Origin of the sequence: Thalassotalea litorea (assembly GCF_005843925.1) — a bacterium.
In the GTDB taxonomy this organism is placed as follows: Bacteria; Pseudomonadota; Gammaproteobacteria; order Enterobacterales; family Alteromonadaceae; genus Thalassotalea_A; species Thalassotalea_A litorea_A.
In genome coordinates, this window is record NZ_VCBC01000006.1 from 208,608 (window position 1) to 231,758 (window position 23,151).

Below are 23,151 nucleotides of genomic sequence, written 5' to 3' on the forward strand. Positions count from 1 at the left end.
AATAAATTTAGGTTTTTTTGTAATAAATTCTCGGACCTTGAGACTAAAACACTAACAATGGATTACCGGGAATCGAAAAGTGAAAAAATATCGTGATAAAACCAATAACGTTTGTTCTGTCAGAAAATGGCAGCAGGTTTTTGAAAACCTCTGGACTTTGCTGTTTTTGACCGTGTTTGGTCTGATTGGCGGACTCGTGGCACCATTAGCATCGGCGAGTCAGGAGTCGTTATTAGAAGGTTGTTATTTACCAGGATATTCACAACCGGCTGAATGCGGGTTTGTTGAGGTGCCTCGCAAATATCAACAGCCAGATGAAGGCAGGGTGCGTATCCATGTAAGTCGGGTTCGAAGCCGCAGTGGCGAAACTTTACCGCCTTTGTTTGTCCTCGCAGGCGGGCCAGGGCAGGCAGCAACTGAGCTGGGTCGTTTCATTCCAACGGCCTTTGCCGCCATTATTAAACGACGCGATATTATTTTTGTTGATCAACGCGGTACCGGCAAAAGCCTACCAATTAGCTGTGAGACTGCATCTTTGGCTACCCTGCAACAAACGACTCGGGCGTTACAGAGCTGTCGTCAGAAAATCAACCCGTTACTAGGGCAACTAACCACTCGCGTATACGTTGAGGATCTAGAGTCGGTACGCCAATATCTAGGGCTGGATAATATTACTTTGTGGGGTGGTTCATACGGCACCTTTTCGGCTCAGGCATACGCCAGTGCCTATCCAGATGCTGTCGATGGGATGATACTCGATGCTGTAGTAAGCCTTGATAGCCAGTTTCTGGCAGAGGGCGCCGTTTATGCACAGCAGGCGTTACAAAGGTTGGTCGAACTATGCCAAGAAAATACCGGGTGCCAGCATGCCTATCCGGATTGGCCGCAGCAATTATCCGCCATTATCAATAGACTCAACGAAACCCCATTATCTCACGGTCAGTTACAGGGAGTAACAGGCCTGGACTTAGCCCAGTTTATTCGCACGGCTTTGTACTCGCCAATCAGCGCATCCCGTATTCCTATGGCGGTGGAACGCGCCTATAACGGTGATTATTCGATGATTCAGGGGTTAGCGATGATGGCCGGTAGCGGCGCGTCGAATTCCATGTATCTTGGCTTAACGCTAGGTGTACTGTGTCAGGAGCACATTAGTGAACAAGGGCAAGAATACGCTATAGCTAAAGGGCAAAAGAGCTTTGTAAAACATAGCTATTTTTCGTTTTGGCAACAGGCCTGTGGTACCCAGGATGCAAGTTTGTACCAACCTTTTGAGGCGCCAGAAGCTATCGAGGTACCCACCTTACTTCTCTCTGGGGAATTGGACCCGGTTACCCCTGAGCAAAGCGCAGAACAGGCACGCAAATATTTACCGAATTCCACCCATCTGATCATTGCCAATAGCGGTCATATCGTTTCTTACCAAGGATGTGTGCCTAATTTGATCGCGGAATTTCTCGAACAAAAATCTATCGCCAAGCCAGAATGTGCGATTCGCCAGGGCTCGTTGCCCTTTACTTTATAGGAGCTGGTAATGATTGAATTTAAAAAGGTATGTAAATCGTTTGCAGATAAGCATGCCAATAACAATATCGAATTTCGTTGTTTGCCGGGCACGATTACCGGGTTGCTTGGGGTAAACGGTGCCGGTAAGTCGACCGCTTTAAAAATACTTTCCGGGTTGATCAAGCCGGATGCAGGCGATGTGCATGTAAATGGCATTTCTGTGGGGGAGCAACCTCGCAAAGCCCAGGCGCAATTAGGTTTGTTGCTCACGTCCCAAGGCTTGTACCCGCATCTTAGTGCCAGAGAAAATATTGAGTTTTACGCGGCTATGCAGGGAGTGAAGAACGTTGCTCGGGCGACGAGTGAGGTTATCGAAACATTGCAAATGCAAGAGATAGCAGAGCGTAAAGTTGCTGGCTTTTCCACGGGAGAGTCGATGAAAGTAAGCCTTGCGCGAGCCTTGGTGCACAAACCTAAATATTTGGTACTTGATGAGCCAAGCCGAGGCTTAGATGTGTTGGCAATCGCCGCATTGCGGGAATTGCTACTGGATTTGAAACAACAGGGCTGTTGTATTCTGTTCTCTTCCCACGTGATGCAGGAAATTGACATCTTATGTGACCAACTCGTGGTTATTGATGATGGCCAGGTTTGTTTTCAAGGGAACTTAGACTCGTTCAAGCAGGAGCATACGACCCTGGAAAAAAGCTTCATTCATCGGATCAGCAACTACAAACAACAGATAACAAAGGATAGAGTTAAGGGGGCCTCATGCTAGCGGCGTTGATAACAAAAGAGTTACGGGAATTATGGCGAGACAAGCGCTCATTACTGGCAACATTTGCCTATGCCCTGTTCGGTCCCCTGGTGCTATTTATTGTAATCAAGGGAGTCATTAGTTTGGTTGTCGAAGACACTGAGCTAAATGTTATTTTGGTGGGGGAAACCGAACAAGTTCAATATGTACAGCAATATCTGCAGTATCGTCAGCTCGATGTTGAATACTTTGACAGTAATGTTGAACAGGCTCTGGCAACTCTTGAAAGTGACAACGCAGCGGTGTTAATCAGCGTTGATACTCTAACCACTGCTTCCGGCACCGAACATTATCAGTTGTCGCTTTATGCTGACACGAGTACTACTTCAGGTAACAAGCGCATGCAAAAAGCCGCTTCCATACTTAACGCTTTTGTGAACAATGAGAAGCAGACTAACCTGCTGCAATTTGGTCTTGATCCGAAGCAGAGCAAGTGGCAATTACAAACCTTTACGATTAGCGAGCAGTCGGCCAGTGCGCGTCGATTTTTAGATAGTCTGTTAATTTTCCTGTTGCTATCGCCATTTATTATTACCTTGAACTATATCAATGATGCTACCGCCGGCGAGCGAGAGCGTGGTTCGCTTATGCCTTTGTTATCGCAACCAGTACCGCGTAGCCAAATCGTTATTGGCAAATGGCTGGTTGGTAGTGCGTTGGGCATTGTTGGCATGATTGTTACCATGTACTTAAGTTTTTCAATGCTCGGTAGACTCCCGGTTTATGAATTGGATTTGGTGCTCCATGATGGCTTGCCGCAGCTTGTTAATGCCACTTTGATTATGATCCCTCTGGCGTTATTAGTTTGCAGCGTACAGATGTTACTGGCACTTACCGCGAAAACTTACAAGGAAGGACAAAGCTATCTAACCATGTTCAGCTTTATGCCGATGTTGATTGTGTTTTTATCAGATTCTATTAATCAGCATATCGATAGCGCCTGGCTGCCATTACTTGGGCATCAGCAGATACTGCAAAATATCTTTTCGAATCAATCGGTAAATTCATTTGATGTGGCAGGATTAGGTGTAATTTGCTTGCTTTTAACATTCGCATGTCTGATGCTAGTTCGACATCAATTATTTCAGGAGTCTCTGGTTCAATCGCAATGATCTTTTGGAAGAAGTGGCGAGCAAAATCCCAGCTAGAAGAAGACTTGCAGGAGCATTTACCCATGCTTGAACGTCTGGTCGCTTCTTACGAGCGCAATCCTCAAATTCAGCAGGAACTGTTGCAGGAAGTGGTGCTGGCGATATGGCAGAGCTATCAGCAATTTGCTGGTAACGCTTCTATTAAGACATATTTTGCGAGAATTGCTCAGAACCGTTGTATATCTCATGTGCAAAAAGCGGTGCGGCAAGTGGAAGAGGCTCAGGTAGACCCAAATGAATGCCAGTTCACTGGCACTCAGCTCGATGACGAGCTGGTCAGGCAACAGCAATATCAGCAACTACTGAATAAAATTCGCGGTCTTCCGTTACAACAAAAACAGGTTATCAGCCTGTTTTTAGAAGGTTTTAACTATCAACAAATCGCCGATATTTGTGGCTTAACCAGCATTAATGTCGGTGTTATCATCAACCGCTGCAAGCCAAAGTTGATGAATGAGTAACTATAGGTTCTTGATATGGATTCTTTAAAAAATCTCTGGCAATCGCAACATTCATCGTTTGATGCCAGCAAACTGTTAAGTCAGGCAAAAAAGCAACAGCGCCGGATGTTTTATCTGATGATGCTGGATTTATTAATTTGGTTTGCGTTGGTGATCTGGGCCTGTCTTATCATCGATCAACAATCACGCCCAGATAGTCTGGCTACCGGGATATTAATTATCATGGCGGCGAGTATTGCCACCGCTTATATGCTTTGGCTGCGCACTTCGACCTGGGGCAGCGGCGAGTTGGATAGCGCCAATTTATTACGGTTGTTGATTCATCGCAGTAAAGGCGCGATTCAGGTGGTAAATGTTACCTATGGATTTATGGCGCTTATGCCAGTGATGTTGGTGCTGTTAAAGTGGTGGTATCCAACCCCAGTAGTAGATTACTGGCCAGTTATTATTGGCTACAGCATTTACTGTCTGGCGGCGATAGTTATCGGCCAATGGTATAAGAAAAGGCAGAACAATAAACTGAGAAACTATCAGGCGCTACTTAAAGAGATTCAGGACGATTCATAAATCCGGGGCTTAGCAAAGCAAATGTATTGGCTTAGCCATCAAGGTTGAAATCAAAGATTTTTGTCATTGAACTTTCAATCGGCTTACCATTAATGGTTGCTGGTTTGAAGCGCCATTTCTTCATTGCCTCAGAAATAGAACCTTTAAAATAACGTACCTGGCGATCGTCTTCAAAATCTAGCTCTTTAACTCGACCGGCAACATCGATAACAAATGACACCTGAACGGCTTTACTCAGTTTTCTGCGCGCGGCGAGTTTCGGGTATTTGGGCGCATAACTTTTTACGACCTGAGCATCAATTATGTCGGCTTGTTCTTGTAAATTCGGGTATGTCTTTGCAATTAACTGATTACTCTTAAGCAGTTGCGACTGACCTGACAAGTCATCCTGAAGTTCAATGACGGGTAGCACGATCTGCTTTTGAGTCTTGTTGGCAAACACCGTCATATGACTGGTTATTTGATTGGTTTCTCGACCAATTTTTGGCGTCACTTCTCGGTTAGCAGACTGCAGCGCCACTGGCGTTAGTGGTTTTTTGGCGTCAGTGCTGGTTAGGGTATCAAGTGTATTCGTGGTGCTAACTGAGGCGATTGAAGCCGTATTCTTGGAGAACGAATCCTTAACACCTTCTATCTTTTCGTTTACCTGCTGACGTTCTGTTAAGTCAGGGAAAATGCTCGCCGCTTCTGCAACGTTAATTGCCGCCAGGTTTTGCCTCGATTGCTGTTCATCAACCTTAGACTTGTTGGTAAGCGTTAGCTGCTCGACAATAACGTCTACCGGATTTTCCGGTAATTGGAGTGGCGATGCTGGTTCAGCAAGGGGAACATTTTGAGAAAGGTTAATATCTGTTTCTGGCGTTAGCTGTTCAGGGTTCAATAACCAATGAGCAATAGTGGCCTGAGCTATCGGTTCAAGCTCATTGTTGCCGGTCTGTTGTTGTGCTGCAATTGGTGATGTGCCAATAATTGACTGCCACAAGGAATGCGTGGAAAGCCCGGACATAGCCGCAAACAGGATGACAATGATCGTGACGGGGATAACGGAACTGAGCATTGACGATCGGTTTTTATCTTCAAGCATACGTTGCACGCGTAGGGTTAATTCGCCACCGTTAGCGGCAATCGCTAAATCGGAACTGGCTTGATGGTAATCCGCCAAGTCGGTCATTAAGCGCGCGTAGCCAATAGTATCGTGTCGAAGTGCTAAAACCTGTTGATCACAAACACATTCACGTTCAAGACGGATCTGCCGGCCGATCCAGTGCACAACAGGATGAAAGAACAAGAGTAATTCGATGATTGCCTGACATATATTGACCGCATAGTCATAACGTTTGATATGAATGAGTTCATGCAGCAAGACTAGCTCTAATTGTTCTTTGCTTAAGCCTGTCACTAATTGCGCCGGCAACAAAATCACCGGCTTTAAAAAACCGAGTGTCATTGGCGAACTGATGCGAAATGAAAGCAATAATTGCACTTTTCGATCCAGCTGCAATTGTTGAATCAGGGTTGTGAACTGGCTTTGTAATTGATTGGTTGGTGCAATAATTTGTTGACGACGAACACTTTGTGTCCAACAAAACTCAAGGACAAATTTCACCGTTAATGCACTAACAATTAATAACCAGGCGATTGCCAGCATATGACTGATTTGCAGCGATGAGCTTACGTTCTGGCTAAGCACCATATTTTGTGTAGAATGCAACAAATCCTGAATCCAGGGCAGAGTTTGCATCGATGTTGCGGTAAGGTTGGCGTTTAGTAATTGTGAAAAGGTATAAATTGGTGCAACAAAACAAGCAAGAAGGGCGGTAACTGCGCACAAATATCTAAGATTTGCTTGTTTTTTATCAATAAAAATTAAGCAAATGCGGAGCGCTAAGGCAATGGCAATACCCTGCCAGAGAAAATGCCCCAGCGTATATGATAACTGCTGTAAGATATTTAACCCGGTGTCGGACAAACTATCGCACCGTTTCCTGTGTCTGCTCCAATTCATCTAACATGGAGCGAATATCGCTAATTTCATTAGCATTGGTAGAGTTACCAATCGCTCGCATCACCAGTTGCGAAAGTGAGCCATTAAACGCTTTTTGTACGAGATCTTTTACCAAAGAACTTTGGGTTTGTACGGCACTTTCTGAAGGTACATAGATGTGGGCGCGCTGACGTTCATCACGTAAAACCAAGCTCTTTTCATGCATGATCTGCAAAATTTTCAGCACGGTAGTGTAACCAATGTGTTGATCTTCAGGCAGGGTGTCATTATGGGCTTGGTGCACCTGGCGTACCGTTGCGGGGCCAATTTCCCATAAGATGGTTAATAAGGATAATTCCGCTTCCGTTGGTTTTCTGATGGGGCTTGCCATACTAACCTCTTTTTTGTTTTTATCTTACCTCTTAGACTAGCGTGAGTTTGCTACTGTCGCAACCATTTTGTACTGCCCGGTCTTCTGTGATAATTGAAACTAGGTCAATCTTCGTAGTGGCGATGTAATATCGTCGCCAATTGTCTTCCTAATCGCATAACTTGAGTCGATTTGTCTTCTTCTATCAGTCGGCCTTGAGCAAAGCTTGAATAAGCGCGACTAATCGTAACTTGCTGAGGTAACACGGTGACCCCCATATTACTTAATAGTAACCGCAAACTGGACAGTCCGCGGATGCCACCGAGTGCACCAGGAGATGCCGCCATTATGCAGGAAACTTTGTCTTTATAGGCGCTCAATGGTACTTCATCTTTGCTCGTTGCCCGCGATGCCCAGTCGAGTGCATTCAACAATAATGGGCTATAAGCACTATTATATTCTGGAGACGCAATTAACAAGCCCTGATGATCGAGTAGCAGGTTTTTAAACGCTGCGGCATGTTCGGGCATACCAGAGTCCTGCTCAATATCCTGACAAAATATTGGCATTGGAAAATCTGCAAGATTGATAACGGTGACCGTCATTCCCGCATCCTGAGCGCCACGAGCGGCAAGCTTTACTAATTGTTGATTATACGAGTCGCGCCGGGCACTGCCGGAGAAAGCTAGAATCTTGGCCATAATTAGCGATATGTCATTTGTAAGTTGTTCTTTTTTATACCATAGAGGCAAAAAAAACAATTTGCCAGTATTGCCGGCAAGCAATTTGAATCGGTGAGGTTTTTTCCCAACGCGGTTGGTGGTTGTAATTCGGCGGTGGCCAGTAGGGTATTGATAAGAGAATCGGCATTAAATGTTGAACCCTGTTCGAATTTAAGAACACACTCAAGGGCAACAATATAACGGTGATCAATCATCGCAACGTCAGTAAGTTTCCTATGGCCAAAGCCGTTTGCTGTAGGTTTTGCCGGGCGTTTTTGATCGCATTTTGTAACGTCGTCGGCCCTAAAGTGGCGCTGAAAGCGGCAACGACACCGTGTTGATACAATTGCTGATAGTCTTTACCGAGACTGCCACTAATTAGCAGGACGGGGGTATTTAACGATTTTGCCAAATTCGCTACCCCAAAGCAGGCCTTACCGGCGAGTGACTGATTATCGGTTTTGCCTTCACCTGTGATCACTAGATCGGCCCATTGAATATGCTTTTCTAGTTCTACAGCATTGCTAATGAGATCAAATCCAGAGCCTCGTTCGACCTTGGTTATCAACTCAAGGCCTAAAGACAAACCACCGGCGGCACCCATGCCAGCCACGGTCAACAGATCAATGTCGCAATAAGGTTGCAGCACGCTCGCAAAGTGCTTTAAATTTTGATCGAGCAGCTCTACCATTGCCTTATCCGCCCCTTTTTGTGGTCCGAAAATAGCGCTGGCGCCGTTGCTGCCGCATAACGGGTTTGATACATCGCAGGCCAGAGAAAACCGGACATTTGCTAAGCGCCGATCAACACTCTGTAAATCGATGCTTTTCAGTTGCGCCAGAGAGCCTCCTCCGGGTGCGATGTCATTACCATACTGGTCGTATAATTTAGCACCGAGCGCTCGCATTAATCCGGCACCGCCATCATTGGTAGCGCTGCCACCAAGACCCAGGATTATTTTGGAAACACCATGGTCCAGAGCATCAAGTATTAATTGACCAGTGCCGAAACTATCTGTGATTAATGGATTTCGTTCCTGCTCTGATAACAGCTCCAGACCCGATGCAGAAGCCATTTCAATCACCGCCGTGTCATTGACCTTTCCCCAGTGGCTAGTCACTAATCGGCCTAAAGGATCTCGAACCTGAGTCGTCTTTATTTCACCATTGAGGGCATTGGTCAAAGCATCAACCGTCCCTTCACCGCCGTCGGCCAGGGGTAAGCAACGATACTGGCCATTGAGTTGCGAATGCGCTAACCCTTGCTGTATTGCGTTGGCAGCGTCTGCAGCGGAAACGCTTTCTTTAAAAGAATCGGGCGCAATGAGAATTTTCATTTAGGATCAGAACTCGCAAAGATTTATCGGATAGATTGAGCTTAAGATAAACCGGCGTCGTGGACAATGGAAAAAAATTAACCTCTTTGTTTTTCAATGACAAAGAGGTTAATTTAGGATCTTAAATGTTTAACGTGAAGCGTTATTTTTTGGCTTTCGCGAACGCTTCTGCAAAGGCATTCCCCATCATACTATTCGCAGGTTGCTGCTCACGACCTTTATCCCGAGGCTTACGTTGCGCCGGCTTTGATGCCGCTTTTTGGGGGCGTTTTTGCTCAGGTTTTGCGGAACTGGCATTCTCATCAAGGCGCATGGTTAGCGATATTCGCTTTCTTTTCACATCAACGTCTAAAACCTTGACCTTAACGATGTCGCCAGCTTTGACGACTTCATGGGGGTCACTGACAAATTTATCGGTTAATGAAGAAATGTGCACTAAACCATCCTGATGGACGCCGATATCAACAAAAGCGCCAAACTTGGTGACGTTACTCACTACCCCTTCGAGAATTAAATTCTCGGCCAGATCGGTAAGCTTGTTTACACCTTCTTTAAACTTCGCGGTTTTAAATTCACCGCGGGGATCCCGGCCCGGTTTTTCCAGTTCGCTCAATATGTCTTTAATGGTCGGCAAGCCAAACGTTTCGTTAACAAAATTTTCTGCGGTTAACTGTTTTATGCTTTGCTGCTCACCAATCAGTTTTTCGACGGCCATGCCCGATTCCTGTGCCATCAAATTAACCAGAGCATAACTCTCCGGGTGCACACCTGAGGCGTCGAGTGGATTGTCGCCATGATTAATGCGGATAAACCCCGCGGCCTGTTCGAATGCTTTTGGTCCAAGACGCGCAACCTTCAACAGTTGCTGGCGATTTTGAAAAGCGCCATGTTGATCACGATAGGCGACAATATTCTGTGCCATGGTGCGAGAGAGTCCCGCGACGCGACTTAGTAACGGCATTGAGGCGGAATTTGCATCGACACCAACTGCATTTACACAGTCTTCAACGACCGCATCGAGGCTCTTGCTCAATTGGCTTTGACTGACATCGTGTTGATATTGTCCAACACCGATGGCTTTGGGTTCTATTTTCACTAATTCTGCCAATGGATCTTGCAAACGTCTGGCGATGGAGACGGCGCCGCGCAGCGAAACATCGAGATCAGGAAATTCATTGGCCGCGGTTTCCGATGCGGAGTAAACACTGGCGCCTGCTTCGGAAACGATTAATTTTGCCGGTTTGGTACCGCTCAGTTCTGCCAGTGCTTCTGCGACTAAGGTATCAGTTTCCCGGGATGCGGTACCATTGCCAATGGCAACCAACTCGACTTTATGTTCATTGATCAAATGAGATAAGGTTCGAATCGATTTTTGCCAGTGCTTTTGCGGCTCATGTGGGAAAATCGTTGTGGTATGCAATAACTTACCGGTGGCATCAACCGTTGCAATTTTGCAACCGGTACGAATGCCAGGGTCGATGCCCATCGTCACTTTCGGACCACCTGGTGCTGCCATCAGTAAAGCTTTTAGGTTCTTAGCAAACACATCAATGGCTTCCAATTCGGCAGCTTCGCGCATGCTAGAGATAAGCTCAGTTTCCAGAGACAAACCAAGTTTAACTTTCCAGGTCAGGCGAACAACTCGATTGATCCAAGCGGCTCCAAGCTGCTGGTTTACATGCAACTGGTAATGATCGCGGATGATTTGTTCGGCACTTGATTCACTGAGTTCGCTTGATTCTGCGTGGGGATCCACATTTAGACTAAGTTGCAGGATGCCTTCATTGCGGCCCCGCAACATCGCTAACGCGCGGTGTGACGGTATGCTGCTTAATTTTTCACTAAACTGAAAATAATCTTTATATTTGTGAGCACCCTGGACATTTTCACCCACGACTTTCGCGCTGATATGAGCTTGCTTGAGCAAATGCCGACGAAGTTTTTGGATCAGCGGAGCATCTTCACTGAATCGCTCCATAAGGATATACACTGAGCCATCCAGCACTTCTTTGGTCGTCGGGAAGTTTGCGTCACTGGTGATGTATTTCTCGGCCTCAGCGTCTGGATCGAGGTTCCAGTCATTGAAAAGGGCGTCCGCCAATGGTTCTAACCCAGCTTCGATTGCAATTTGCCCTTTGGTGCGACGTTTGGGGCGATAAGGTAAATACAAATCTTCGAGGCTGGTTTTATTATCCGCTTGTTCTATTGCCGATTGCAATTGGGCGGTGAGTTTGCCTTGCTCTTTTATATTTTTGAGAATCAGATCACGGCGCTCCTGAAGTTCTCGCAAATAGGTAAGGCGTTGCTCGAGGTGGCGAAGGTGATTGTCATCCAATCCCTGGGTTGCTTCTTTACGGTAGCGCGCAATAAAAGGTACAGTAGCGCCGTCGTCAAGAAGGTTGATGGCGGCCTGAACCTGTGCGGGGTTAACGGTGAGTTCCTGAGCGATTTGCTGGGAAATGTTAATCATAAAACCAAATCCTGATGCAGTTTAATGCTTCGCAATTCTGCGAAAATTGAATTGACAGTTGTATACTAGGGTTGGATTATTTAATCCAGTATTTTCGATAATTTCGCGGATATAACTGTCAATATATACTAAGCGAGCCTTTACTGCGATGGTGTTACTCGACGCGAATTATACCCGTAACATGAAACGACGATTGCATCACGGCACGAATTTCAATCATCAATCAACTTAAAGACACAACATGAAACGATCAAACTATATCACACGGCAGGGCTGGCAAGTACTGGATGATGAATTGAAGTTCCTGTGGAAACAGGAACGCCCGAAAGTGACTCAGGCCGTATCGGAAGCGGCGGCACAGGGGGATAGAAGTGAAAACGCCGAATATATCTATGGTAAAAAGCGGCTTCGGGAAATCGATCGCCGTGTGCGTTTTTTAATGAAGCGTCTGGAAGACCTTACCATCGTTTATCCTGAGCGCCAGCAGGATGGTAAGATTTACTTCGGTGCTAAGGTTGGTTTGCTTGATGAAGATGACGGGACGATCAATTACCAATTAGTCGGGCCTGATGAATTTGATGTGAGTCAGGGAAAAATCAGTATTGATTCACCGATTGCCAGAGGGTTACTGGGAAAGCAGGTCGGTGATGAAGTCGTCGTTAACACGCCTCAGGGAGAGCGTTATCTGGAGGTGACGAGTATTGATTATGACTACAGTACATTCTAGAACCAGGGTATCAATACCGATTCTATACCGCGAAACTTTTATGGCTTGAACATAATTTGTAACAAAAGCAGAACGTTATTTGCAAATGGGGCTTTTGACTTCACAGGTGTATAGCTTATAGTGCTTTAAGTAGATTTTGTCGGTCACAATTCAACAATTTAAAAGCGAGACATGCCATGGGACAGGAAACCCCGAAAATAATAGTCGTAGATGATGATATGCGCCTTCGTGCTTTGCTGGAGCGCTATTTGGTTGAACAAGGGTTTGTGGTGCGTAGCGCCGCCAATGCTGAGCAAATGGACCGACTGCTAGAACGTGAAAACTTTCATCTATTGGTATTGGACTTAATGTTACCTGGTGAGGATGGCCTGTCGATTTGTCGCCGCTTGCGTCAGAATGAAAACCAAATACCGATTATCATGCTGACCGCAAAAGGTGATGAAGTGGATCGCATTATCGGATTAGAGCTTGGTGCGGATGATTATATGCCTAAGCCGTTTAATCCGCGCGAGTTACTGGCCCGGGTAAAAGCGGTATTGCGCCGTAAAACTCAGGAGGCACCAGGTGCTCCTTCGATGGCCGAAGATGTTATCGAATTTGGTGAATTTGCACTGAATTTGGGGACCAGAGAAATGCGCAAAGGCGATATCAGTATGCCTTTGACGAGCGGTGAGTTTGCCGTATTAAAAGCCTTGATAACCCATCCGCGCGAGCCTTTATCCCGGGATAAGCTGATGAACTTAGCCCGCGGTCGAGATTACTCCGCCTTGGAGCGCAGTATTGATGTTCAGGTGTCACGCCTGCGCCGCATGCTAGAACAAGATCCTGCTAATCCGCGTTACATACAGACTGTCTGGGGATTGGGTTATGTCTTTGTGCCTGACGGCTCCTCGGCAGGCTAAGCGATTGCAATGAGAATTCTGCCCCGTAGTGCGTTTGGTCAGACAGTTTTATTGATTGGATTTTTATTACTGATCAATCAGGTTGTATCCTATGTCTCGGTGGCAGTCTATGTCATTAACCCCAATCTGCAGCAAATTAATCAATTATTGGCAAAGCAGGTTAAAGTTGTATTTATTGACGGTGGTGATGCCAAATTCAGCCCCGCATTAGCAGAGGCATTCCACCAGGAAACGGGGATCGGCGTGTATCGCCAGCGTGATGCGCAAATGTCAGGTCTGTCTCAGGCCATTTACTACCCTTACCTGTCTCAACAAATGAGTGAGTTGCTCGATGGCGAAGCGGAAGTCCGTGTTTCTCAGGGCGAAGAATATCTATTCTGGATCAGGCCACCGCAGGCACCGAATTTGTGGGTGAAAATCCCTCTGGAAGGGGTGGAGGAGCAGGGCAGCTTTTCTCCTCTTATCTCATTTCTTGTGCTTATCGGTATATTGAGTGTTGCCGGCGGCTGGTTGTTTGTCAGACAGCTAAACCGACCGCTAAAAGCACTGCAAAATGCCGCAGAAGATGTTGGTCGTGGTCAGTTTCCTGAGCCTTTGAAAGAGCAAGGCTCTACCGAGGTTATGGCGGTAACCCGAGCATTTAATCATATGTCCAAAGGCATTAAACAGCTCGAATCTGATCGAAGTTTATTGATGGCTGGTATTTCTCATGATCTTCGCACCCCATTGACGCGGATTCGTTTGGCGAGTGAAATGATGTCGGAAAATGAAGATTACCTCAAAGATGGCATTGAAAAAGACATCGATGATATGAATGCAATTATCGATCAGTTCATTGACTACATTCGCCAGGATATGCAGGAAAACACCCAGCAAGTGAATGTTAATCAGTTGGTTGAAGATGTATTGGAGCAAGAAGCTGTGGATGATCGACAGTTTCATGTTGAATACGGCGAGTCGGTTGATATTCCTATGGTTTATGTGGCAATGAAGCGGGTACTGGCCAATTTAATTCAAAACGCACTGAAATATAGTGATGACGATATTGAAATTACAACCCAACTGGATAAAAGACGAAATATGGCTTGCATCCATGTGGCGGATAAAGGGCCGGGTATACGCGATGAAGATATTGAGCGCTTATTTGAACCGTTTACTCAAGGTGATACCGCACGGGGCACCAAAGGTAGTGGCTTAGGGCTGGCTATCATAAAGCGCATTGTTGACGGCCATGGTGGTCATGTACATTTAAACAATCGTCGTCAAGGGGGATTGCGAGCGACGGTTGAATTGCCGCTGAAATAATACTGAGTTAAGCAATCACTCAATAGATGGTATTGACCGTTATCGCAAAACAATTCAGTGCCAGAATAATTAAAAGTACACCTTTGGACATTTCTTTATTTAGCGCACAAAAGGCCATCGCCGCGCCCAGTTGCAGAATTTTTCCTAATCCGACACCCACGATGATCCCCATGGAATGAGCCAGATAACGAATGATTAAGTTCGCTTCCAGATCTACACCGCCTCGGGTCATAAAAAGGTAGGTGGTAAAGTAATCGAAAACCGCAGAAATAATCAGCAAACCCCACAAGAATTTGTGGTTGTCGATGGCGTACAACAGGTTCTCTTTTAACGGGACTTCCTGGTCAAGTATTATCATTAGATTCGCAATTTTTAAGTTATTTTTGTTTCCGTAAAGGCCGTCATAACAAAAAACACGGTGCGGATGTTTAAAGTTAGATGGGAAAATCGGAAAACGCCACATTTGTTTCGCGCAAATGTCGATTATTGAAGTGAGTAAAGTTTTAGCAAGCAATCATAATATTGCGTTCGCAATTAAGTAAAAAGTGTTGGGTATTTACTTAATCTTTTGAGGTTGGCTGGTATTATATTGGTTAAATAAACATAAGCACTGGGGCTTATTTTGTGTGCAAAAAAAACAGGAATTGGACTAAATTCCAATTCCTGTCTTGGGATTAGGTAGTGGTCTAGGCGTTTACGTTGAGTTGTGGTCCACCAACGATTAGTTGTGCGCCGTGATCGGTGTCGGTAAATTTATCGAAATTCTCAATAAACAACTCTGCCAGATCTTCCGCCTTTTCATTCCAGATGTTGGCATTGGTATAGGTATCTCGAGGATCGAGAATATTATCATTAACCCCTGCTAACGTTGTCGGCACATCTAAATTAAATATCGGTAGTGTCTTTTGAGGCGCATCATCAATCGAACCGTCAAGAATCGAGTCAATGATGGCGCGAGTATCTTTGATAGAAATTCGTTTGCCTGAACCGTTCCAGCCAGTATTAACCAGGTATGCTTGTGCTCCCGAGGCTTGCATGCGCTTTCGCAATACCGCAGCGTATTGCGTTGGATGTAAGCTTAAAAATGCCGCACCAAAACAGCTTGAAAATGTAGGTGTAGGTTCGGTAATGCCGCGTTCAGTGCCGGCTAATTTAGCGGTAAACCCCGACAGGAAGTAGTACTCGGTTTGCTTTTCATCCAGTTTTGCAACCGGTGGCAAGACACCAAAGGCATCTGCAGTGAGAAAAATCACCTTGGTCGCATGCCCACCCTTGGATACTGGTTTGACGATATTATCAATGTGATAAATCGGATAAGACACGCGTGTATTCTCCGTTTTAGAACCATCGTTGTAATCGATATTGCCCTGCGCATCAACAGCAACATTTTCCAGTAATGCGTCGCGTCGGATAGCCTGGTAGATGTCAGGTTCATTTTCCGCACTCAGGTTGATCGTTTTGGCATAACAACCGCCTTCGAAATTGAATACGCCATTATCATCCCAACCATGTTCATCATCACCAATTAACTGACGTTTTGGATCGGTTGACAGGGTAGTTTTACCGGTGCCGGATAAACCAAAGAAAATTGCCACATCGCCTTTTTCACAGATGTTGGCACTACAATGCATCGACGCAATGCCTTTGAGAGGAAGTAGGTAGTTCATCATTGAGAACATACCCTTTTTCATTTCTCCGCCGTACCAGGTACCGCCAATCAATTGAATTCGTTCAGTTAGGTTAAATGCGACAAAGTTCTCGGAATTTAGCCCTTGCTGTTGCCACTCTTGATTGCTGGTTTTAGCGCCATTCATCACCACAAAGTCAGGCTCATAATCGAGCAGTTCTGCATCGCTTGGGCGGATAAACATGTTTTTTACAAAATGTGCTTGCCATGCAACTTCGGTAATAAAGCGAACTTTTAATCGGGTATCAGGATTAGCGCCACAAAAGGTATCCACGATAAATAGACGCTTGTTGGAAAGTTGTTTGGTAACCAGACCTTTAAGTGACTTCCAGGTTTCCTGAGACATTGGTTTGTTGTCATTTTTACCTTGATCAGACCACCATACGGTATCTCGGGTCAATTCATCACGGACGATATATTTATCTTTGGGAGAACGACCGGTAAAGATGCCTGTGTCGACCGCGACTGCGCCGGATTGGGTTACCTTGCCTTGCTCAAAGCCTGTTAATTCGGGCCGTGTTTCTTCTACGAATAACGTTTCGTATGAAGGGTTATGGATAATTTCCGCAGTATTTTCAATGCCGTATTGGCTTAGATCAAGTGACGTGGCGGCGGTCATTTTAGCGTTGCTCCTGAGTGCGAATTATTGTTGCTATGTCAAATAAGGCATAAAGCCCTGTGAATACGGGCAAATAGTAACGAAAAATAAGCACCAGTGGAAGTCCATTCTGAAAGTTTTCATCCAAACTTTCAGAATGGTGCAAAAGTGAGCGTTAACAGTTGTTAATGCTGGGTTTGTGGGTTGAGAATGATTTGTAATTTTTGCCTGTCAAAATGGTAGGTTTTCTGACAATAATCGCAGGTCATGTCGATGGTCATGTATTCTTCAATATGATCTTCGATTTCCTGTTTGGAAAGATTCATAATTGCCGCCAGGCATTTATCTTCAGAGCAGCCGCATTTAAAGCTAACGGCTTGAGGTTCAAATAAACGAACCTTTTCTTGATGATAAAGGCGGTACAATAGCTGCTCTGCCTCGAGCAAAAACAATTCTTCATCTTTCACCGTGGCGGTCAATTGGCTTACATGCTCAAAGTCTGTGAGTTGCTGCTGTTTGTCGTCCGAATCGGGCAATACCTGCAGCAACATACCGCTAGCCTGACGCCTCTCGGCATCAACACTTAACCAAATTTTGGTGGTTAATTGTTCTGAGGTTTCAAAATAATGCTCCAGGCATTGGCTCAATGTGTCGCCTTCTAACGCGACAATGCCTTGATAGCGTTCCCCGTGTTTCGGTGTAATGGTGATAACCATATTGGCTTTACCCAGCATATCCGTTAAGTTGCTACCGGAAATTGCACCATTAACCTGGGCTACGCCGCGCATCTGTTGTTGGTGGTCTCCATTAATAACCGCAAACGCGAGTGGCCCATCGCCTTGCAATTGCACTGAAATTTCCCCTTCAAACTTTAGGGTGGCGGTTAGCAAGCAAGTTGCCGCTAACAACTCCCCCAATAACTGAGTGACGGCTTGTGGGTAGTCATGAACGCCGATAATATCGTCAAAGCACTGCTTTAACTGGACGATTTCTCCGCGAACATGTAATTCATCAAACAGATAACGATTTAAGACATCAAAGTTTTCGCTCACGATTAGATCCTTTCTTTAAATTGTCGTATTTGGCGACGTTGTTTCTTGTCGGGTTTAGTTTCTGTACCCGGAGATAATAAAAACCCTTGTTTACGGGCTTCGGCTGTGGTTTCTCGACGTTTAATGCTTTCTGGCGTTTCTTGATACAAGGTCTGTGCGAATGTGGCATCTCTACGGCGATCCGCAAGGGCTTGAATAATGACTTCTTTTTCGTCAAATCCCTGACGTACCAGAATCTTGTCGCCTATCGCGACTATCTTTGCCGATTTCGTTCGTTGTCCATTATAGAATATTTTGCCGCCTTCTATCATTTGCTTGGCGATCGCGCGGGTTTTATAAAAACGCGCCGCCCAGAGCCATTTATCAAGACGATATTGCACTTCACAAGCGCCTAATTTATCAGAATTTTTGGCCATAACTTCTCCACATTTTATGGGCCGCGAATCTACCATAGAGATGTCCGCGAGACCAGTTGTAACTGCTGATTATTTAACCGCTAACGTAAATAATCCGAAAAAAAACTCGCAATGCCTTGTTGACTGATTGTCGGTCAAGTATTATCGGGCAATCTAATTACCGAGTCTGTTGCTATTTATTCTCTAAAGTTTCGGGGAATCTATTCAATAAACCAGCGTTGCGTGGCTAGAATTTTTTCATTCTTGCACACTTCCAACCTTTATCTTTGCTCTTCAGGAAAAGTGCTATCGCTGGCTAAAATAACAACACGAATAAACAGGCTCTAGACTATTATAATAAATTAAACAAATATTTATGGATTTGGCTCAAATGACAGACAGGCTTGTCCAGATTTGGCGAAAGCTCCCGCAAAAGGGAATTAGTCGCACTCTGGGGATTCTCCTGATTACCTACATTGCCTATATGCTGGCGAAAGGCACTTGGCTGTTTTTTCCCGATCCTCAGGTTGTCGCAATTAAGAGTGCAAACTCCGAAAACAACCAGAATGCTTCTCAATCATTTGATACAGCGGAATTTAAAAAGCTCAACCTGTTTGGGGTCAAAACCGAAAAGCAACAAAATGCTCAAGTCACCGAGCAGGAAGAAGAATCCGCGCCTCAAACTCGCCTGAATCTTACCTTAACCGGTTTGGTTGCCTCTGACGATCCTTCGGTTGCTGCGGCAATTATTGAATCTCAGGGTAAGCAGGAAACCTATGGCGTTGAAGACAAGATTGAAGGTACCCGAGCAATATTAAAACGCGTTAAAATTGACCGGGTCATTATTGAGACGGCGGGCCGCCTTGAAACCCTGATGCTTGATGGATTCGAGTATAGCCAGAAAATACCGACTGCGGACGGTCAGAATAAACAACCTCCAGTTCCTAATCGCAATACCTCGCGTCGCACCCTGACCAATACGCAAACTCAGGTGAATCAGGCGAAAATTAAAGAGCGAGTGGCGCAGTTAAAAGCGGATCTTAAAGATAACCCGGCAAAGTTTACCGATTACATCAAGGTTACACCCCATCGTGAACGGGGAAAAATCCAGGGGTACCGTCTATCCCCAGGTAAAGACAAAGAATTTTTTAGCGACGTCGGGTTAAAGCCCGGAGATATCGCATTACAGATCAATGGCAATGACTTAACTGACATGCGTCAGGCCCAACAGGCTCTGAAAGAACTACGTCAGTCAACGCAATTGTCACTCGTGGTCAAACGAGGCGGGGAAATTCATGATATTTCCCTCGATTTAGAAAATTAATAAATGGAGAACACCCATGCGCCTCTTTGCTAGCGCAAAACAACTTAAGCGTGCCGCACTGTTTAGTGTCAGTACCCTGATTATGTCCAGCAGTATGTGGACGGCATCAAGTTTTGCCGCTCAGTATTCCCCGAATTTTAAAGGGACTGAAATCACTGAATTCGTCAATATCGTTGGTAAAAACCTCAAAAAAACCATCATTGTCGACCCGAAAGTTCGCGGTAAAATCAATGTTCGCAGTTACGATTTGCTCACCGAAAAACAATACTATCAATTCTTTTTGAACGTGTTAGAAGTCTATGGTTTTTCGGTCGTCGAAATGGATAACAATGTGTTGAAGGTTATCCCGAATAAAGATGCGAAAAGTGCAGCAATTCCTGTGGTTGGCGATGAGGACCCGGGCCAGGGTGATGAAATGGTTACCCGCGTAGTTTCCGTTAAAAATGTGTCGGTGCGTGAACTATCACCCTTGCTACGACAACTGAGTGATCAGGCCGGCGGCGGCAATGTGGTTCACTACGAGCCTTCCAATGTCATCATGCTTACCGGCACCGCTGCTGTGGTGAATCGTCTGGTGCAGATAATTACCCGCGTCGATCGCGCTGGCGATCAGGATGTACATATCGTCAAACTGAAATATGCGTCTGCCAGCGAAATGGTGCGCATTATTGAAAACATCAATAAACCGGCCTCGGGTAAAGCCGATACGCCAGCATTTCTTATTCCGAAAATCGTTGCCGATGACCGTACTAACTCGGTAATTATCTCTGGCGAAGGCCAGGCTCGCGATCGTATTGCGCGCTTGATAAACCGTCTTGATAGTGAACTGGAAACGTCAGGTAACACGCGCGTTTACTATTTGAAGTATGCCAAGGCGGAAGATTTAGTCACCGTTTTACAGAGTGTTTCGGACACCATGCAAAGAGAAAGTCAGACTAAGAGTGCCGGTGGAACCAGCGCTGCTCGTCGCACTTCAGGTGGCAATCGCAACGTTACTATCGAATCCCATAATGATACCAATGCCCTTGTGATCACCGCCGAACCGGATATGCTGCGTTCATTAGAGTCAGTGATTCGTCAATTGGATATTCGCCGGGCGCAGGTTCATATTGAAGCGATTATTGTTGAAGTCTTTGAAAGTGATGGCGCGCAATTAGGTGTTCAGTGGGGCAGTGCCGAAGGCGGTTTTACCCAGTTTACCAATGGTGTTGTGCCAATCTCACAAATTGCCGGTGCGTACATTGCCGGTGAGGGCGAAGAAGGGAATACGGTCACCACGATAGATGGTAATGGTAATCCAATTACCACAACCAACCCTGATGAAAAAGATGATTTTACCCTGCTTGCGCAGTTATTAGGTAACGTAAATGGCATGATGTTTGGCATTCTCGAAGATGATTGGGGCGCGGTAATCCAAGCGGTGCAAAGCGATGTTAATTCTAACTTATTGGCCACTCCAAGTATTACCACTTTGGATAACGAAGAAGCGTATTTCATCGTCGGTCAGGAAGTGCCTATTATCACCGGTTCAACGTCCAGTTCCAATAACGCCAATCCATTTCAGACCGTTGATCGTAAAGAAGTCGGGATTAAGCTAAGAGTAACGCCTCAAGTGAACGAAGGCAGTGGTGTGCAACTGACCATAGAGCAAGAGGTTTCCAGTGTTAGTGGTGCGACCGAAGTCGATATCGCCATCAATAAACGGGAAATCAAGACGACGGTGATGGCGGATAATGGCGCAACGATTGTACTCGGTGGTCTAATCGATGAAGACGTACAGGAAAGTCAGCAAAAAGTACCATTACTTGGTGATATTCCTATCATTGGCCATTTATTTAGTTCGACCGGCAATACGGTGCGCAAACGTAACCTGATGGTGTTCCTGCGCCCGACCATTGTTCGCGAAGGTACCGCAATGGATGTTATTTCCAGAGAGAAATACAACTTTATCCGTGCTCAGGAAATTCGTAAGCAAGAAGATGGCTTGTATCTATTAGATGATGAAGCCCTACCGTTATTACCAGAGTGGAATGAGAGTCTGGCCTTGCCACCGACCTTTGAAGATTACATGGAAGAGCGTGAAGTTTTCGAAGATCTGCAAAGAGAAAAGGGCGAAGAACAGCCTCCTAAGGGTGATGAAAAACAGCCGTCGCAGCCCCGAGATCCGGTTTAAAGGATTAACTTATGAGTCAGTTTGATCATTACAAACACGCGAGCGATGCAGAACGCAATGAATCGCAACCGGAAGAAGCAGAGATTGAAGATGTGGAGTCAGTGGATCTCGCCGATACTGAAACGGTTGAAGATGCGCCACCGCAGCAACTGCCATTTGCATTTGCGAATCGTCATAATGTGTTACTCGAGAATCGTGATGAAGGTTTTGCATTGCATTGCACCTCACAGGTTTCTACAGATACCTTGTTGGAAGTGCGACGGTATCTGGGGCAGCCATTTATTGTCGAGCAGCATTCTGACGATGAGTTTGAACAGATACTCACCCTGGCTTATCAAAGAGATTCTTCCGAAGCAAAACAGATGATGGAAGATATTGGCAAAGAAGTGAATATGTACTCTCTTGCCGATGAAATTCACGAAGCAGAAGATTTGCTTAACAATGAAGACGATGCGCCGATCATTAAATTGATTAATGCGATGTTAAGTGAAGCCATCAAAGAAAATGCCTCGGATATCCACATTGAAACTTTTGAAAAAGTGCTTAAAGTTCGATTCCGAGTTGATGGTGTTTTAAGAGAAGTTCTGCAGCCAAATCGCAAACTGGCGTCAATGCTGGTATCCCGTATTAAGGTGATGGCGAAACTCGATATCGCCGAAAAACGTATCCCCCAAGATGGTCGTATTTCATTGCGCATTGGTGGTCGTGCGGTCGATGTCCGGGTTTCTACCATGCCATCAAGCCATGGCGAACGTGTGGTATTGCGTCTTTTGGATAAAAACGCAGCACGATTAAACTTACAAGATTTAGGAATGACCGATGAAGCGCGGGTGCGTTTCAGCAATATTATCGCGAAACCCCATGGCATTATTCTGGTGACCGGCCCGACCGGTTCAGGTAAAAGTACCACTTTGTACGCGGGCTTAACGCAAATCGATAATAATGAGCGTAATATTCTTACCGTAGAAGACCCGATTGAATTTGATATCGAAGGTATCGGTCAAACTCAGGTAAATACCAAGGTGGATATGACCTTTGCCCGTGGATTACGCGCAATTTTGCGACAGGATCCCGATGTTGTTATGGTCGGTGAGATCCGTGATTTGGAAACCGCGCAAATTTCCGTTCAGGCAAGTTTAACTGGGCATTTGGTATTGTCGACGCTGCATACCAATACCGCAGCGGGTGCGATCACGCGCCTTGAAGATATGGGAATCGAGCCGTTCTTGATTTCATCATCATTACTTGGGGTTCTTGCCCAACGCTTGGTACGAACCCTATGCGTAGAATGTAAAGAAGTTCATACCCCCACCGAGGAAGAGCGTCTGTTAATGGCGCTTGAGCCAGACCAAACTCCGACGATTTACCGCGCCAAAGGTTGTGTCAGCTGTAACTATAGTGGTTACCGCGGTCGTACTGGCATCCACGAGCTTATCGTTGTCGATGATACCGTCAGAGAGTTGATTCAAAATGGTAAAGGCGAGCGCGCGATTGAAAAGTCAGTACGAGGTCATACGCCAAGTATTCGTGACGACGGTGTGAGCAAAGTGCTGGCTGGATTTACCACCCTTGAAGAAGTCATGCGAGTGACGCGGGAAGGTTAA

Annotated in this window: 20 protein-coding genes; 11 read left to right on the forward strand and 9 right to left on the reverse strand. The window is 45.6% G+C overall.

Annotated features, from left to right (window positions below):
- Nucleotides 1-79 precede the first annotated feature (79 nt).
- The 5 genes from FE810_RS07760 to FE810_RS07780 are packed head-to-tail and all read left to right on the forward strand — an operon-like array spanning nucleotide 80 to nucleotide 4,502.
- Nucleotides 80-1,525 (forward strand): alpha/beta fold hydrolase, encoded by a 1,446-nt coding sequence (locus tag FE810_RS07760; protein ID WP_138319459.1) that lies wholly within the window; start codon nucleotides 80-82, stop codon nucleotides 1,523-1,525.
- 9 nt (nucleotides 1,526-1,534) lie between these two features.
- Nucleotides 1,535-2,284, forward strand: a complete 750-nt coding sequence (locus FE810_RS07765) for an ABC transporter ATP-binding protein (protein WP_138319460.1) — start codon at nucleotides 1,535-1,537, stop codon at nucleotides 2,282-2,284.
- Complete coding sequence (locus FE810_RS07770; RefSeq protein WP_138319461.1) at nucleotides 2,278-3,435, forward strand: ABC transporter permease; 1,158 nt, start codon at nucleotides 2,278-2,280, stop codon at nucleotides 3,433-3,435. Before FE810_RS07765 ends, FE810_RS07770 begins: the two co-directional genes overlap by 7 nt.
- A complete protein-coding gene (locus tag FE810_RS07775; RefSeq protein ID WP_171022299.1) occupies nucleotides 3,432-3,935 on the forward strand; it encodes an RNA polymerase sigma factor in 504 nt (167 codons plus the stop codon). The genes FE810_RS07770 and FE810_RS07775 overlap by 4 nt, the downstream gene beginning before the upstream one ends.
- A gap of 15 nt (nucleotides 3,936-3,950) precedes the next feature.
- A complete protein-coding gene (locus FE810_RS07780; protein ID WP_138319463.1) occupies nucleotides 3,951-4,502 on the forward strand; it encodes a hypothetical protein in 552 nt (183 codons plus the stop codon).
- A gap of 31 nt (nucleotides 4,503-4,533) precedes the next feature.
- Here FE810_RS07780 and FE810_RS07785 read toward each other — a convergent pair whose 3' ends face one another.
- From FE810_RS07785 to FE810_RS07805, 5 genes are all read right to left on the reverse strand, one after another.
- The gene (locus tag FE810_RS07785) at nucleotides 4,534-6,471 is read right to left on the reverse strand and encodes a M56 family metallopeptidase (RefSeq protein ID WP_171022300.1); all 1,938 of its coding nucleotides are present in this window, start codon (nucleotides 6,469-6,471) and stop codon (nucleotides 4,534-4,536) included.
- 1 nt (nucleotide 6,472) lies between these two features.
- Nucleotides 6,473-6,877, reverse strand: coding sequence for a BlaI/MecI/CopY family transcriptional regulator (locus tag FE810_RS07790; protein ID WP_138319465.1), 405 nt, complete (start codon nucleotides 6,875-6,877; stop codon nucleotides 6,473-6,475).
- Between the two features lie 104 nt (nucleotides 6,878-6,981).
- On the reverse strand, nucleotides 6,982-7,557 hold the full coding sequence (locus FE810_RS07795) for an NADPH-dependent FMN reductase (protein WP_138319466.1): 576 nt from the start codon (nucleotides 7,555-7,557) through the stop codon (nucleotides 6,982-6,984).
- 232 nt (nucleotides 7,558-7,789) lie between these two features.
- On the reverse strand, nucleotides 7,790-8,914 hold the full coding sequence (locus FE810_RS07800; protein ID WP_138319467.1) for a glycerate kinase: 1,125 nt from the start codon (nucleotides 8,912-8,914) through the stop codon (nucleotides 7,790-7,792).
- 142 nt (nucleotides 8,915-9,056) lie between these two features.
- Complete coding sequence (locus FE810_RS07805; protein WP_138319468.1) at nucleotides 9,057-11,384, reverse strand: Tex family protein; 2,328 nt, start codon at nucleotides 11,382-11,384, stop codon at nucleotides 9,057-9,059.
- A 241-nt stretch (nucleotides 11,385-11,625) separates the two neighbouring features.
- Between FE810_RS07805 and greB the strand changes: the two genes are divergently transcribed.
- From greB to envZ, 3 genes are all read left to right on the forward strand, one after another.
- Nucleotides 11,626-12,111 carry a transcription elongation factor GreB gene (greB, locus tag FE810_RS07810; protein ID WP_138319469.1) on the forward strand — a complete coding sequence of 162 codons (486 nt, stop codon included), beginning with the start codon at nucleotides 11,626-11,628 and terminating at the stop codon, nucleotides 12,109-12,111.
- A gap of 176 nt (nucleotides 12,112-12,287) precedes the next feature.
- Nucleotides 12,288-13,013, forward strand: coding sequence for an osmolarity response regulator transcription factor OmpR (gene ompR, locus FE810_RS07815; RefSeq protein WP_138319470.1), 726 nt, complete (start codon nucleotides 12,288-12,290; stop codon nucleotides 13,011-13,013).
- Between the two features lie 9 nt (nucleotides 13,014-13,022).
- The gene (envZ, locus tag FE810_RS07820; protein ID WP_138319471.1) at nucleotides 13,023-14,318 is read left to right on the forward strand and encodes a two-component system sensor histidine kinase EnvZ; all 1,296 of its coding nucleotides are present in this window, start codon (nucleotides 13,023-13,025) and stop codon (nucleotides 14,316-14,318) included.
- A 19-nt stretch (nucleotides 14,319-14,337) separates the two neighbouring features.
- Here envZ and FE810_RS07825 read toward each other — a convergent pair whose 3' ends face one another.
- From FE810_RS07825 to hslR, 4 genes are all read right to left on the reverse strand, one after another.
- Complete coding sequence (locus FE810_RS07825; protein WP_138319472.1) at nucleotides 14,338-14,676, reverse strand: hypothetical protein; 339 nt, start codon at nucleotides 14,674-14,676, stop codon at nucleotides 14,338-14,340.
- A 328-nt stretch (nucleotides 14,677-15,004) separates the two neighbouring features.
- Nucleotides 15,005-16,624, reverse strand: coding sequence for a phosphoenolpyruvate carboxykinase (ATP) (gene pckA, locus FE810_RS07830; RefSeq protein WP_138319473.1), 1,620 nt, complete (start codon nucleotides 16,622-16,624; stop codon nucleotides 15,005-15,007).
- A 164-nt stretch (nucleotides 16,625-16,788) separates the two neighbouring features.
- A complete protein-coding gene (gene hslO, locus FE810_RS07835) occupies nucleotides 16,789-17,655 on the reverse strand; it encodes an Hsp33 family molecular chaperone HslO (protein ID WP_138319474.1) in 867 nt (288 codons plus the stop codon).
- Nucleotides 17,656-17,657: 2 nt separating this feature from the next.
- The gene (gene hslR, locus FE810_RS07840; protein WP_138319475.1) at nucleotides 17,658-18,071 is read right to left on the reverse strand and encodes a ribosome-associated heat shock protein Hsp15; all 414 of its coding nucleotides are present in this window, start codon (nucleotides 18,069-18,071) and stop codon (nucleotides 17,658-17,660) included.
- 370 nt (nucleotides 18,072-18,441) lie between these two features.
- Here hslR and gspC point away from each other — a divergent pair, with 370 nt between their 5' ends.
- The 3 genes from gspC (at nucleotide 18,442) to gspE (ending at nucleotide 23,151) form a co-directional block, all read left to right on the forward strand.
- Nucleotides 18,442-19,374, forward strand: a complete 933-nt coding sequence (gene gspC / locus FE810_RS07845; RefSeq protein WP_171022301.1) for a type II secretion system protein GspC — start codon at nucleotides 18,442-18,444, stop codon at nucleotides 19,372-19,374.
- Between the two features lie 82 nt (nucleotides 19,375-19,456).
- Nucleotides 19,457-21,547, forward strand: coding sequence for a type II secretion system secretin GspD (gene gspD / locus FE810_RS07850; RefSeq protein WP_171022305.1), 2,091 nt, complete (start codon nucleotides 19,457-19,459; stop codon nucleotides 21,545-21,547).
- Between the two features lie 11 nt (nucleotides 21,548-21,558).
- Nucleotides 21,559-23,151, forward strand: coding sequence for a type II secretion system ATPase GspE (gene gspE, locus FE810_RS07855; protein WP_138319478.1), 1,593 nt, complete (start codon nucleotides 21,559-21,561; stop codon nucleotides 23,149-23,151).